The 12,734-nt window shown below is 70.3% G+C and carries 15 protein-coding genes; 5 read left to right on the top strand and 10 right to left on the bottom strand.

From position 1 onward, the window contains the following. The 3 genes from K6I33_RS21530 to K6I33_RS21520 all read right to left on the bottom strand — a co-directional run. The coding region (locus K6I33_RS21530; RefSeq protein ID WP_229355389.1) for a hypothetical protein at positions 1–1,757 on the bottom strand (1,757 nt) is incomplete at its 3' end. 124 nt (positions 1,758–1,881) lie between these two features. Next, positions 1,882–2,100, bottom strand: coding sequence for a hypothetical protein (locus K6I33_RS21525; RefSeq protein WP_189455678.1), 219 nt, complete (start codon positions 2,098–2,100; stop codon positions 1,882–1,884). A 45-nt stretch (positions 2,101–2,145) separates the two neighbouring features. Beyond that, entirely contained in the window at positions 2,146–2,361 is a 216-nt protein-coding gene (locus K6I33_RS21520; RefSeq protein WP_229355387.1) for a hypothetical protein, read from the bottom strand. A 234-nt stretch (positions 2,362–2,595) separates the two neighbouring features. On the opposite strand from K6I33_RS21520, the gene K6I33_RS21515 reads away from it, so the two are divergent. Further along, positions 2,596–3,006, top strand: coding sequence for a helix-turn-helix domain-containing protein (locus K6I33_RS21515; protein WP_229355385.1), 411 nt, complete (start codon positions 2,596–2,598; stop codon positions 3,004–3,006). A gap of 154 nt (positions 3,007–3,160) precedes the next feature. Beyond that, positions 3,161–3,427, top strand: coding sequence for a hypothetical protein (locus tag K6I33_RS21510; protein ID WP_126914946.1), 267 nt, complete (start codon positions 3,161–3,163; stop codon positions 3,425–3,427). 119 nt (positions 3,428–3,546) lie between these two features. On the opposite strand, the gene K6I33_RS21505 is transcribed toward K6I33_RS21510, so the two are convergent. The 3 genes from K6I33_RS21505 to K6I33_RS21495 form a co-directional block, all read right to left on the bottom strand. Further along, on the bottom strand, positions 3,547–3,999 hold the full coding sequence (locus K6I33_RS21505; RefSeq protein ID WP_229355383.1) for a rodlin: 453 nt from the start codon (positions 3,997–3,999) through the stop codon (positions 3,547–3,549). Between the two features lie 176 nt (positions 4,000–4,175). Beyond that, a complete protein-coding gene (locus tag K6I33_RS21500; protein WP_229355381.1) occupies positions 4,176–4,571 on the bottom strand; it encodes a rodlin in 396 nt (131 codons plus the stop codon). Positions 4,572–4,718: 147 nt separating this feature from the next. After that, on the bottom strand, positions 4,719–5,048 hold the full coding sequence (locus tag K6I33_RS21495; RefSeq protein WP_229355379.1) for a hypothetical protein: 330 nt from the start codon (positions 5,046–5,048) through the stop codon (positions 4,719–4,721). A 262-nt stretch (positions 5,049–5,310) separates the two neighbouring features. Between K6I33_RS21495 and K6I33_RS21490 the strand changes: the two genes are divergently transcribed. Next, positions 5,311–5,910 (top strand): TetR/AcrR family transcriptional regulator, encoded by a 600-nt coding sequence (locus K6I33_RS21490; RefSeq protein ID WP_229355377.1) that lies wholly within the window; start codon positions 5,311–5,313, stop codon positions 5,908–5,910. Positions 5,911–6,119: 209 nt separating this feature from the next. Here K6I33_RS21490 and K6I33_RS21485 read toward each other — a convergent pair whose 3' ends face one another. The 3 genes from K6I33_RS21485 to K6I33_RS21475 all read right to left on the bottom strand — a co-directional run bounded on the left by K6I33_RS21485 (position 6,120) and on the right by K6I33_RS21475 (position 8,596). Further along, positions 6,120–6,824: a ScbR family autoregulator-binding transcription factor gene (locus K6I33_RS21485; protein WP_229355375.1), complete on the bottom strand. Its 705-nt coding sequence runs from the start codon at positions 6,822–6,824 to the stop codon at positions 6,120–6,122. A 198-nt stretch (positions 6,825–7,022) separates the two neighbouring features. Continuing rightward, a complete protein-coding gene (locus tag K6I33_RS21480) occupies positions 7,023–7,796 on the bottom strand; it encodes an SDR family NAD(P)-dependent oxidoreductase (RefSeq protein ID WP_229355374.1) in 774 nt (257 codons plus the stop codon). Positions 7,797–7,813: 17 nt separating this feature from the next. Next, complete coding sequence (locus K6I33_RS21475; RefSeq protein WP_229355372.1) at positions 7,814–8,596, bottom strand: HAD family phosphatase; 783 nt, start codon at positions 8,594–8,596, stop codon at positions 7,814–7,816. A 254-nt stretch (positions 8,597–8,850) separates the two neighbouring features. Between K6I33_RS21475 and K6I33_RS21470 the strand changes: the two genes are divergently transcribed. Together K6I33_RS21470 and K6I33_RS21465 are read left to right on the top strand one after the other, a co-directional pair. Next, entirely contained in the window at positions 8,851–9,840 is a 990-nt protein-coding gene (locus K6I33_RS21470; protein ID WP_229355370.1) for a ScbA/BarX family gamma-butyrolactone biosynthesis protein, read from the top strand. An 88-nt stretch (positions 9,841–9,928) separates the two neighbouring features. Beyond that, positions 9,929–10,996 (top strand): esterase family protein, encoded by a 1,068-nt coding sequence (locus tag K6I33_RS21465; protein WP_229355368.1) that lies wholly within the window; start codon positions 9,929–9,931, stop codon positions 10,994–10,996. 125 nt (positions 10,997–11,121) lie between these two features. Here the strand turns inward: K6I33_RS21465 and K6I33_RS21460 are convergent, their stop codons facing one another. After that, a complete protein-coding gene (locus K6I33_RS21460; protein ID WP_229355366.1) occupies positions 11,122–12,444 on the bottom strand; it encodes an alpha/beta hydrolase-fold protein in 1,323 nt (440 codons plus the stop codon). Between the last annotated feature and the right edge of the window lie 290 nt (positions 12,445–12,734).

Here is a 12,734-nt window from a genome sequence, read left to right as displayed (position 1 = left end):
AGCGGGGAGAGCACCGGGGTGGCCGCGTCCGGGCCGGCTCCGCCCGGGGCGCGCCCGGGGACGGGGCGCGGCGCGACGGGCTCGGCCGGGTCGGGCACGGGCGGCACGGTGGGGACGTTGGGCTGGAGGATCGGCGCGATCGGCGGCTTGGGCGGCAGCGGCTTGGGTGTGACGCCGCTGGTCCAGGCGTAGGCGAGGGTGGTGGCCACGACGGCGACGCCCAGGACGAGCGCGGCGCGCAGCCGGGGCCGTCCGGAGGTGGCGCGCAGGGCGTTGCGGCCGAGCCGTCCGGAGAGCCGGATGGACAGGTACGTCATACCGGCCAGCGGCACGATGAGCATCAGGCTGCCCACCACTCCGGCGAGCCCGGCGACGGGCTGGCCGTCGGCGAACGCCTCGTAGGTGCCGGTGAGTTGCTGGGTGAGGGAGCGGATGCCCGTGGCGACCAGGCGCGGGAGGTTCCACAGGGCGTAGGCGACCTCGGCGGCCAGCAGCGGGACCATCGTCAGCACCCAGGCGGTGACGACGACCCGGGTCCTCGGCTTGAGGTCGGCGACGGCGGGGTCGGTGCCGCGCCAGGGCAGCGCGCTCAGCAGGATCGGCTTGATCTTGCCGTAGAGGTCGGGCACTCCGGCGAGGTCGCCGAGGATGAAGTAACCGTCGAGCCGGACGGCCGGCATCAGCTGTTCCAGCACCTCGAAGTGGCCCAGGTAGACCGCGCAGAGCAGAAAGGGCTGGCCGGTGACGAAGTACGCCCCGGTCAGCAGCAGCATGAAGACGACGTTGAAGTAGACCCCGCCCAGGTCGGTGCGGATCCGCCCGGCCCGGCCGATGCGGTAGACGTCGGTGACGTCCGTGTACATCGAGGGCCAGATCAGGAAGAGGCCGCAGCCGATGCAGCCGGGTGTCGCGCCGTCGTATCTGCACGCCGAGGCGTGGCCGAACTCGTGGAAGACGAGCGAGGCGACGGTCAGCCCGAAGACCACGAGCAGCAGCAGCGGCTGGTCGAGGACGTTGAGCACGGGCGTCATCGCGCCGTGGAAGCCGAACAGCCAGGTGTCCATGGCCACGGCCAGCAGCAGCACGACCGCCACCACGGGCGGGCGGTGGAGCCAGGCCAGCGAGCGGGCGATCACGGCGACCCGCCGCTCGTTGAAGATCACGCGATGGCCCTTGAGGGCCAGCAGCAGGTCCGAGCGCGGGCCGTCGACCTCGTCGCTCTCCTGGCCGGGCGGCACGGTGATGCCGAGCGGCTGGAGCTTGGTCTCCACGAGATAGGTGATGTTCTCGGCGCTGACCTCCCGGCCGAAGGAGGCGCTGACCTCCCGGGCGATCGCCCGGGTGTCGCGCCGTCCGTCGACGGCGGAGGCGACCAGGTGGAGCAGCCGGGAGAGCTGCACCACCTGGCCGTCGCCGCGGCGGGCGATGTACTTGGGCTCGGTGAACCCCGAGCCCTGGTACTCGCCGTGCAGCCGCAGCCCGGCGCTGAGCCGCGGGACGACGGCTCCCGCGTCGGGCGGCGGTACGGGCGGCGGTACGGGCCGCCCCGCGGTGGGCAGCAGCAGGGTCCCGGTGGCCTCCCCCTCCTCGTACGCCGGTGACAGGGCGTACGGAAAGCCACCGGGACCCGGCACCGGGGCTCCGCTGTCCCCTGTCCGGACCTCGGTCCCCCCGGTGTCGAAGTGGATCGTCGTGCTCGTGCCCTCGGTGCGGCGATGGCGGCTCCGGCCGGCCTCGTGGTCTCCGACCACCGTCATCTTGTCTCCCCCTGGACGCATCGCGACGGATCCACCGTTGTCCCCAACCCCCAAGCCCCCCCTGGGGATCGGCGGACCGCGCTTCCCCTGGACGCGGTCCGCCGAGCGCGTGGGCCGGTCCGGCCTACTGCTTGATGGAGATGGACTGGGCCGCCTCGGACTGCGCCACCGCGAACGGCGAGTTGTCGTTCACCGCGAGCGACTCGTTGTGCGCGTGGACGTTGGCGATGTGCTTGGTGACGCTGGTGGTGCGGGAGAAGCTGAACTTGAGCTTCCCCAGGGCCTCGCGACCCGGCAGCAGCTCGGCGGACTCGGCATCGAGCTCGTGCGCGTTCATGCTCATGGCAGTGCCTTTCTGTTCTGACGACTCTGTTCCGGCGGCGGGCTGTTACTGCTGGATCGCGATGCCCTGCGTGGCCGCCGACTGGGCGACGGCGTCCGGCGAGCAGACGTTCAGCGCCGTCGACGTGTTGTGCGCCGAGACGTTGGCGATGTGCTTGGTGACGGTCGTGGTGCGGGAGAAGCTGAACTTGAGCTTCCCCAGGGCCTCACGGCCCGGCAGCAGCTCGGCGGACTCGGCGTCGAGCTCATGCACATCGAGCATGGTGTTCCCCCTCGGGACGGCGGTTCGGTGGCGAACCGCGATGACGCGGACGGACACGGCAGGACCCCCCGGCTCGCGTCCGATGCGGTCGGACAAGCTGTCCAACGAGATTGGACAGTAGTGGGGTCCGCCGACGCCGCGCAAGCGGTTCGCCGGAGATCCCTCTGGACGCCCTCCGTAGAATCGGTTCACCCGAGCGCGCCCGAGCCAGCCGAGACCAGGAAGCGACCGTCAGTGACCAACGCACTGAGCCAGATCATCAAAGATCGACTGGACCGGCAGGGGTGGTCCTACGGGGAGGTCGCCCGGCGGGGCGGCGTCCCGCGCTCGACCGTCCACCATCTGGCCACGGCCGAGCGTCTGGTGCGGATGCCGCAGCCGGCCACGCTCGAAGGACTGTCGCGCGGACTCGAGCTCCCCCTGGACACCCTGCGCCGCGCGGCCGCCGAGGCCTGCGGGATCCACCTCTACCCGACCGCGGAGCCGGCCCCGGACGCCCAGGAGCCGGCCGCCCCGGCGGACCCGGAGGTCGATCTGCTGATCGCGAGTGTCCAGCGGCTGTCCTCCGACGACCGCCGGCATGTGGCCGCCCTGGTCGAGTCGTTGCTCGAACGCGCGCCCAAGGATCACCCGGACGGACGCTGAACCGGCCGTTTGCGCACGGGAGTTCCCTACCGGACGCCGTCGGCGGCGGCAGCGGTTCCCGGATCACCCGCATCCCGGCGAATATTCGCGTCCGCCCGAGGAGCGCCTCCCCACCGGGCTATCGTCTCGGTCTGCCCGAAGCCAGGGGGAATGTGTGCTCGTTGTCAGTGGTGCCTCGACGTCCAACGCCGTCGTCCGGGGGCGCTGCGGGGAATCCGTGGTCCTGCTCTCCGGTGAACTGCCCGAAGTGCTCACCGAACGGAGCGTCGCCGAACTGCTCGACCTGGCGGCCGCCGTGCTGACCGGCGAGGAGATGGCCATGTTCCGCGACTGCCTGCGCGCCCTGCGCCGGGGGGAGCGGCTGGGGCGCCGCCGCGTGGAGGTGGGCGGCGCGGTGCTGACCATCTACCACGAGAGCTGAGACGCCCGAGAGCCGGAGCGGACCAGGGCCGAAGCGCACCGGAGCCGGAACGGCGGGAGCCGCCCCCCGGCCCCGAGACCGGAGGGCGGCTCCCGCGGCGAGCGGGTCAGGCGCGGCCGTCAGTGGCCGTGGCCGTGACCGTGCCCACGGCCGCCGAGCTCCCCGAAGAGACCTCCCTCATTGCCGGAGCCATTGCCCGACAGGATCGGGATGTCGTCGAGGATGTGCGACAGCGGGTCGTCCCCGTCGTTGATCGTCGAGTTCTCGGTGCACATCTGCTGCTGCTGCGACGACAGGATCGGGATGTCCTGGAGCCCGAGGCCGAGCGCACCGATGAGCGACTGGACGCCCAGCTTGCCGATGGCGATGCACGGCTTGTTGAACGAGCCGTTGATCAGGCCCATCTGCGGGCTCATATAGCCGCTGGTGTAGGTGTTGCCGTACATCTGCATGGCGCCGTTGGCGTTGTAGACGTCCCTGGCGTCACCCCCGCCGTACGCGAACGCGGGGGCCGACGACACGCCGACCGCGGAAACCGCGAGCGCGGCCGTGGCCACAACCTTCTTGAACACGTTCTTCCCTCAGCTCCGGTCGACGAACTTCCTGAACTCACTGCCTAACTCGGAGCGATCGCGAAGGTTATCGGCCTTCATTCCTTCGGCCCATTCCGGGAAAAAGGGGAGTCCCCCCGCAGCGGGTCCCGCACACCCGCCGCAGAGGGACTCTTGTCCGTGGCCGGACGGTCCGGTCAGTGACCGTTGCCCGAGCCGTTGCCCGACAGGATCGGGATCTCGTCGAGGATGTGCGACAGCGGGTCGTCCCCGTCGTTGATCGTGGAGTTGTCGGTGCACTGCTGCTGCTGCTGCGACGTGAGGATCGGCACGTCCTGCAGACCGATGTTGAGGGCCCCGATGAGGGACTGGATGCCGATCTTCCCGATGCCGATGCACGGCTTGTTCAGCGTGCCCTGGATCAGGCTCATCTGCGGGCTTTCCTTGCCGCCGGTGAACGTGTTGCCGTAACCGGTCTTGGCACCATTGGCGTTGAGGACATCCTGGTCGTTTCCGATGGCCATCGCCGGCGAGGCGACGGCGCCGACCGCGGAAGCCGACAGGGCGGCCGTGGCGAGAACCTTCTTGAGCACGTCTATGCCTTTCGATCGAGTAGCGCCCCCACAGAGAAAGCGTTCTGAATAACTCCGGCCCATTCCCTGGGTTGCGGGGTTTCACTCGTTCGATCCAGTGGGACGTGCTAGGCCCGACCGGCGTTCATAGCGATATACAAAAGACCCTCAACGGGTCAGCCGTCGATAGGAAAAAATACTGGTCAGTGTCACGTACCGGTATTGCCCGCCACGCTCGCTGCGCAGTTCGCCGCGCTCGATGAGATGCGCCACGGTCCACGGGGAGAGCCCCAGCAACGAGGCCGCCGTCCGCACCGGGACGCTCAGCCCCTCGAATACCGCGGGCAGGGGCTCGGCCGGGGAACGGCCGGCCGGAGCACGGTCGTCCGGGACGGCTTCGGCGGGCGCGTCATGGCGCGTGCCACCGGCCGCGGCGAGACCCGTCGCGTAGTAGTCGTGTGCGTAGTAGTCGATCGCGGCAGCAACATGTCGTGCCATGTCGACGCGCACCATCCCCTCGGTCCAGTCACATTTACGTACCTGCCGCCAGGCTAGTCAGCTAGGCCGGAAGCGTAGGAGGCCCCTAGCCGGGCGTCAAGTATGGTTTGGCCTTGCCTGCCGTCCGGCTAGATTCCCTCCGTCGCACCCGTCCCGGCCGCCACAAGGGCACCGATGAGGGGGGCCGCCCGTTACTTACTTGCCGACGGGCTAGTTAGGAACTTAAAGAAAGCGCACCACGGACCAGCAGGAGAGTGAGCCCATGGGCAGCACACCCCAGCCACGCAAGAGCGACACCCGCGAGCGCATCCAGCGGACGGCCCTCGGCCTCTTCGTCTCGCGCGGCTACGAGAAGACCTCGCTGCGGGAGATCGCCGAGGAGCTCGGTGTCACCAAGGCCGCGCTGTACTACCACTTCAAGACCAAGGAGGACATCCTCGGCGCCCTCTCCGAGCAGCTCGGGCGCCCGGTCGACGAACTGATCGCCTGGGGCCGGGACCAGCCCGCCACCCTGGAGACCAAGCGCGAGCTGCTGCGCCGCTACAGCGCGGCCCTGCGCGAGGCCGCGCCGATCTACCACATCCTCCAGGAGAACCAGGCGACATTGCGCGAGCTCGCCATCGGCGAGAAGCTCCGGGAGCGGGTGACGGCGGTCTCCGGGCTGCTCCACTCGGGCGAGGCGCCGCTGGACACCCGGGTGCGGCTCTCCAGTGCCCTCCTGGCCGTCCACTTCGGGGCGCTCACCCTGGACACGCTGCCGGGGGACCGCGAGGACAAGCGCGCGGCCGTCCTCCGGGTCGCCCTGGAGATCCTGGACTCCACCGCCTGCGAGGCCGCCACGCCGGCCGTCACCGCGGGCTGAAACAGGGCCGGCCGCTTCGGAAAAAGTGGCTGGCCGATACACGGTTGAATACCGTCACGTCGGTTTGCTCTACGCCCGCCGAATGATTTCGGCCGTCACTTTCCGGCCAGCTTAAGAGAAACGGGTGCCCTGCGGCACCCTTTTTACGGAATAAGACACTCCACCCCGGTGAAAATCCAGGGGAACGACCCGCCGGACCGGCCCGCGAATCAACCGACTCCGGCCGGTGCGGCCTCGAGGGCGCCCTCCGCCTCGGCCGCCCGCCGGCGCTGCCGCTCCGCCTCCGCCAGGGCCCGCGCGCCGCGCCCGGGGGCCATGTCGAGCCGGGCCAGCACGGAGGGCACGGCCACGCTGGGCATCACGTGCTCGTAGAGGACCGTGGCACGACGCTCCAGGTCGGCACGGTTGTTGATGGCCTGCGACATGGTGTTGATGCCGGCGTACGCGCCGACGATCAGCTCCGCCGTGTCGGCCGGGATCACATGCGGCAGCACCTCGCCGCGCTCCTTGCCCTCGGCCAGGACACGCGTGTGGAGATCCGTCCAGCCGTGGAAGGGGCCGCTGCGGTTGAGGTTCGTCGAACCGTGTTCGAGGGTGAGCCGGACGCTGCCGCGCAACAGCGGGTCCACCAGCAGCCGGTGGGCGAAGATCATGCCCATGTCGACCATTTCCTGCATCTTGGACGCCCGGCCCGGCTCGGCGACCGGGAGATCCGTCATCATCTGGGCATCGATCACGGCGAGCGCCAGTTCCTCCTTGGAGGCGAAGTGGAAATACAGCGCCCCCTTGGTCACTTCGGCCCGGGCCAGGATCTCCGTAATGGTGGCGGCGTCGTAACCCCGCTCGTCGAACACCACCGCGGCCGCTTCCAGAATGGACTGGCGAGTCCTGATCGCGCGGTCCTGCTTTGCCACGGTCTGCCTCCGGATCGATGAGATAGCTCCGCCGCGTCCCGGCGGCGAGGGCGACATGTCGCCGGCCATACGTGCCGCGGTCGCCCCGGAAATCAAACCGGCGAGTACGTATCCTATCAAGAGCCGTCTGGCAACATGGCGCAATACACTCGATACCAATTCGTCCGGGGCAGCGCGGCCCGTCGCCCAACTCCCGTGTCACACCATGTGGAAGCCCCCGTCCACGGGCACGGTGGCACCGGTGACGAAGGACGAACGGTCGCTCAGCAGCCAGGCCGCGGCCTCCGCTATCTCCGCCGGCTCGGCGGTACGGGGCTGCGGGGACGCCGCGTGCAACGCCGCCTCGATTCCCGGGTTCCGCTCGAACCACTCCGCCACCACCTCGGTGCGCGTGGTGCCCGGGGCCACGGCGTTCACCCGAATACCGCTCGCCGCGTATTCGGCCGCCGCCGCACGGGTGAATCCGATGACCGCGTGCTTGGCGGCCACGTACGGGGCGGCCACGGGGGTGGCCAACAGCCCGCCCACACTGCTGTTGTTGACGATGGAACCACCGTTGCCGGACTCCAGCATGGCGGTGATCTCGTCCCGCAGGCAGTTCCAGGTGCCCCGGGCGTTGACGTCCATGATGGCGTCGTAGAGGCCGTCGTCCATCAGATGGAGGGGGGTGCGCCCCTCGCCCCAACCCGCGTTGTTGAAAGCGGAGTCAAGCCTTCCGTATCTCTCCACGGCAAAGCCGACGGCGCGGGCGGTGTCCTCGCGCCGGGTCACATCGGTGACCACGTACGCCGCCTCGGCTCCCTTGTCGCACAGCTCCGTCACCAGCTCGCGCAGCCGGTCCTCGCGCCGGGCGGCCAGGACGACCGTCGCCCCCTCGCGGGCGAACACCCATGCGGCCGCCGCGCCGATGCCACTGCTGGCACCGGTGATCAGGACGATCCGGTCCCGCAGCAATCCCTGGTCACTCTTCATCAAGGGAACCCCTTCACTTACGCTCCGGCAGCGGTACCGTCGGGGGCGGCACCGTCAACCGGCTCCATGATGCTCGGTCGTTCGGCGTAGCCCTGTCCGGTGGGGGCCGCCCACGACGTCCCGGCCGCGGCCTCGGCGTCGACGGTGCGCAGCAGCGACTCGTCGATGGCGGAGAGCGAGCCGGCCAGGTGCCGCACGCCCGCAGCCCGCATCAACTCGCCCTGGAAGCCGTGGGCGAAGCCGGAGGGGTGCCCGATGAACGCCACGCCGAGCTCACGCGCCGTCTCCGCGACCCGGGCCACGTCGTCGATGAACACCGCCTCGTCGGGGCCGAGCCCGAAGACCTCCGTGGTGATCTCCTCGACTCCCGGCCGGAAATCGTTGGTGCAGACGTACCGGGGGCCGTCGAAGAGGTCCGCGTACGCGCCGAGGTGGCGGTCGAAGTGAGCGGCGTCGAGGCCGCCGTAGCAGACGGTGGCGAGGCCCAGGGCGCGCAGCCGGCGCAGCAGGTCCACGGCGCCGTCGAGCAGCCGGACCGGCTCGTGCTCCAGGTACGCGGCGCGCTCCCGGAAGTAGACCTCCAGCACCCGCTCCGGCGCCCAGTCCACCCCGGCCGCCGCGCCGAGCGCGCGGGCCGCCACCAGTCGGGGCTGGGAGAAGACGGCGTACTCCACGTCGGCGGTGTACCGGCCGCCCCGTTCGGTGACGAACCGGTGGATCACCGGGCTGAACGTGTCATTGAGAAGGACGCCGTCGATATTGACGGCGGCCAGCCGTATCCGGCTCAGGGACCTCACCACAATCGACCTCCATTGTCGAACGAAAGAGCAGACAGGGGGAACGTGCCCTCGAATTGCAAAGCGACGCACCGCGATTGCCCCAGGTGAGAGAGGTAAATCACATCGGAGCTGAGAGGCCGTCACCCGCCTTGTATCTTGACCCCCCGAAGGGCGTTGGCCGGGGGGCCGTCAGCGGCGCGAGGAGCACTGACCGCACGCACCTTGACATATCCGCAGTCGATCCTGGGCGCTGCATGCCGATCCGAGGGGGAACCATGTCCCAGACCACCTCAGCGCCGGCGTCCTTCGCCCCGGCCCTGCCGCGGCTGACCACCACCGTCCCGCGTGAGTACGTCCACCGCGCGGCGGTCGCCGAGGTGTTGCTGACGGGCTGGCGCAAGGTCGGGGCGAACCGGTTCCGGGTCTGGGCGCAATGGCCGCGCGGCCACAGTTTCTTCGCCCCGCTGCGGGGGGTGCAGCACGATCCCATGCTGGTCGCCGAGACCGTGCGGCAGATCGGTTCGCTGCTCGCCCACGCGGAATTCGACGTACCACTTGGATTCCAGTTCCTGATGTGGCACTTGGACTACGCACTGCGTCCCCAGCACACGACGCTCGAGTCCACCCCCGCCGAACTGGTGCTGGACGTCGAATGCTCGGAAATCCGCCGCAAGGGCCGGAGTTTCGGCGGGATGCGCTACGAGGTGGTCATCCGCCGGGACGGGGCGATCGCGGCCACCGGCAGCGCCTCGTACACTTGTACCTCCCCCGAGGTCTACCGGCGGCTGCGCGGCGACCGGCTCCCCGGCACACCGGCCGTGCTGGGCGCCCCGCTGCGGCCCCGGCGCGTCGGCCGGAGCTCCCCGTTCGACGTGGTGCTCGCCGAGGAGGACGCGCCCGGCGCCGCCCGGTGGCGGCTGCGCGCCGACGGACGGCATCCCATCCTCTTCGACCACCCCGTCGACCACGTCCCCGGGATGGTCCTGCTGGAGGCCGCCCGTCAGGCCACCGCCGTCCTCTCACCGGACCCGGTCATCCTCCCCACCGAGCTCACCAGCAGCTTCCACCGCTATGCGGAGCTGGACAGCCCCATCTGGATAGAGGCCGCCCGCGAGGCCCCCGCCGGGGGGCGGGGCGGGCCGGCCGCCACCGTCGTCCGGGGCCACCAGGACGACGAGCTGCTCTTCACCTGCGCGCTGACCTCCATACGCCCGCGGAACGCCCCCGCTCCGCCCGGCGATACGGCCGTCAACCCTTCCGAGTAGCCCTGCCCGTTTTCTCCGGCGCTCCCTCCCCCGCTCCATTAAGGTCGTCCCGCCATCGGGACCGACGAGCCGAGGGGGCGTCCGCGGGATGGGCCTGAGTCTCACCAGCACCGCGTTCCTCGTCCTGCTCGTCGTCGCGTCCGTGCTGGCCGTGGTCGCCACGCTGCTGCTGTGGGCGCGGGTCCCCGGGCCGGCGCCGCTGCGCTGGCTGGGCCGGGTGCTGCTGATCGGGCTCTGCCAGGCGACCGCGATCTGTGTGGTCGCGGTCTCGATCAACTCCAGCTACGGCCTCTACGCCTCCTGGGACGACCTCCTCGGTCGCAAGAACGGCACCGGCCCCGTCTCGATGCCCGGCCCGCCCGCCCACCGCGCGCGCTTCGGCCAGGCCGACTACGGCATGCAGGAGACGTACTTCCGGGGCTCGCGCTCCCAGCTCTCCGGCCAGGTCCTGGTGTGGACGCCACCGCAGTACGGGCAGGCGCGCTACCGCCGGACCGCCTTCCCCGTGGTCGTCCTGCTGCACGGGGTGCCCGGCTCCCCTCAGTCCTGGATGGAGCTGGGCCGGATGCCGGGCGCCTACGAGCGGCTGCTGAAGGAGGGCGCGACCCGTCCGTTCATCCTGGCCGTGCCGATCATCAACCCCGGCGGCGTCGACACCGACTGCTCCGACGTGCCCGGCCGCAAGGTCGCGACCTGGCTCTCGGAGGACGTGCCCGAGCTGCTGCGCAAGCACTTCCGCACGGGCCGGGGCCCGGAGTCCTGGGGCGTGCTGGGCATCTCCACCGGCGGCTACTGCGCGGCCAAGCTGCCGCTCCAGTACCCCGGGTCGTACACCGCGGGGGCGGCCCTGGACCCGGACCCGCTCAACGGCGACGGCGGCGCGATCCCCGATCCCGGGCTGCGCAGGCGCAACAGCCCGACGTGGCTGGTGCGGCACACCGACGCCGACGTCGGGCTGTTCGTGGCGACGTCCCGGCAGGACCGGGACAGCCCGCCGCGCTATGTCGAGGAGTTCCAGCGGGAGGCGGCGGGCACCAGGGTCCGGCTGAGGACGATGCTGCTGCCGTCCGGGGGCCACAACTACGGCACCTGGATCAATCTCTACCCGGCGGCCTTCGCCTGGCTGGGGCAGCAGCTGCGGGGCGGGCCCGGCTAGCCGCCGGGCCCGCGCGAGGGCGGCCGCGCCCGAAGGGGCGCGGGGAACTGCGCGACCAGCCACGACGTACCCGCGGCTGAAGCACTCGTACTCCAGCGCGGCGCTTGGCCGCCCGTCGCGATGGGCTATTCCGCCGCCCCGGGCTCCTCGGAGGGACTGGCCTCCTCGGACGCCTTCGGCTCCTCCGAGGGCTTGGCCTCCTGCGAGGGCTTGGCCTCCTGCGAGGGCTTCGGGGCCTGCGAGGGCTCCGGCTTCCCGGAGGGCTTGGGCTTGTCCGCCGTGTCCTGCGGGAACGTCAGCTGCTGGCTCATCCACTCCAGCACCGGGCCGATCTCCCGCCGCCACGTCGTGAAGTGGTGGCTGCCCTCGGGAAGGATGATCGAGGAGGCGGTCATCGGCTGCTTGACGGCCTTGAGGAACCGCTCCGTCTCGGCGTAGTTCTTCTCGCCCTTCTTGCTGCTGGTCACCAGCACGTTCACCCGGGGCACGGGCATGTTCTCCAGCCGCCAGACCAGGTCGTGCTCCTGCTGCTTCCGCTTGGCGTCCGGGCCGCCGCCGAAGAGGTTGCCGGTGGTGAGGTCGTTGCCGACCTTGTAGTCGCCGGAGAGCGCGGCGGCGGCCGGGTAGACGCCGGGCTGCCGCATGGCCAGCTCCAGCGCGCAGGTGCCGCCCGAGGAGTAGCCGAGGACGCCCCAGGCGCTCGGGTCGTGGCCGACGCGGTAGGTGCTCTTGAGCGCGTCGGGCAGGTCCTTGGTGAAGAACGTCTCCGCCTGCGGGCCGTCGGGCACGTCCACGCACTCGGTGTCGCGCGGCGGCGCGATCGTCGGCCGGACCATCACGATGACGGTCGGCTGCATCCTGTTCTCCTGGAGCAGCCGGCCCGCCGTCTGCGGCACCTGGAGGTGCTGGGCCAAATTCATGATCCCGCCGGGATAACCGCTGATCACGACCATGACGGGAAAGCGGTGGCGCTCGTACTGCTTCTGGAAGTACTGCGGCGGGAGATAGACGAATGCGGGGTTGATGGCCCGGGAGCGCTGTCCGACGATACGGACCGACTGGACCTTCCCCTCCTTGTCGGCGGCGCCGCGCGGAATTCCGCCCACCTTGTCGAGTCCCTGCGGGCCGGCCGGCTGCACGAGCCCGTCCTTCGACGCGCCGACCGTCGCGTACGGCCCGTTCCGGCCCATCTCGTTCACATTGACCGGGGCCTTGTCGACACGGCCGAGGAGCTGATTCCAGGTCCCGTAGAAGCCTCCCCAGGAATTCACGGCCAGCGCCAGCGCCGCCATGATCGTCAGCTGGGTGGTCGCGATGACCCCCAGCCGCCCCAGCACCGGCCGGACGCCGCGCCCGGCCAGCCGGGGCCAGATCCAGACGGTGAGTCCCACGCACAACACGGCGGCGAATACCACCGTGTACAAGAGTGACCTGCTGGTCAGGCCCATGCGCCTCTCAACTCCCTGCCCCCGTGGTGGGTACTCATGTTCGGTCCGGTAATACTCACCGATAAAGAGGCCGGAACATGCGGACAGGGTTGCCCTGACCTCATTTATTGCCCTGCTCTTGTCCTGCCCTTGTCCTGGGCTTCCCCAGGCGTTCCCGACAACGAAAGCCCCCTTCGGGCGGTTACCCCGGCCCGGTGAAGACCGGGAGACGGTCGGATGGAGACTGGCCGAACGCGTCCTTCCGCTGTTTGGTGGAATCACGGCCCGGCGATGGGGGCACCGCCCGGGGG

This window comes from Streptomyces sp. UNOB3_S3 (assembly GCF_020740895.1).
GTDB lineage: Bacteria > Actinomycetota > Actinomycetes > Streptomycetales > Streptomycetaceae > Streptomyces.
The sequence above is the reverse complement of the archived record's forward strand: the minus strand, read 5'-3'. Positions and strand labels throughout refer to the sequence as shown.

Bases quoted from the DNA above. Each gene is read 5' to 3' on its own strand.
- K6I33_RS21525 (WP_189455678.1), bottom strand. From the start codon at position 2,100: ATGAGCATGAACGCGCACGAGCTCGATGCCGAGTCCGCCGAGCTGCTG.
- K6I33_RS21520 (WP_229355387.1), bottom strand. From the start codon at position 2,361: ATGCTCGATGTGCATGAGCTCGACGCCGAGTCCGCCGAGCTGCTGCCG.
- K6I33_RS21495 (WP_229355379.1), bottom strand. From the start codon at position 5,048: ATGGCACGACATGTTGCTGCCGCGATCGACTACTACGCACACGACTAC.
- K6I33_RS21490 (WP_229355377.1), top strand. From the start codon at position 5,311: ATGGGCAGCACACCCCAGCCACGCAAGAGCGACACCCGCGAGCGCATC.
- K6I33_RS21480 (WP_229355374.1), bottom strand. From the start codon at position 7,796: ATGAAGAGTGACCAGGGATTGCTGCGGGACCGGATCGTCCTGATCACC.
- K6I33_RS21470 (WP_229355370.1), top strand. From the start codon at position 8,851: ATGTCCCAGACCACCTCAGCGCCGGCGTCCTTCGCCCCGGCCCTGCCG.
- K6I33_RS21465 (WP_229355368.1), top strand. From the start codon at position 9,929: ATGGGCCTGAGTCTCACCAGCACCGCGTTCCTCGTCCTGCTCGTCGTC.
- K6I33_RS21460 (WP_229355366.1), bottom strand. From the start codon at position 12,444: ATGGGCCTGACCAGCAGGTCACTCTTGTACACGGTGGTATTCGCCGCC.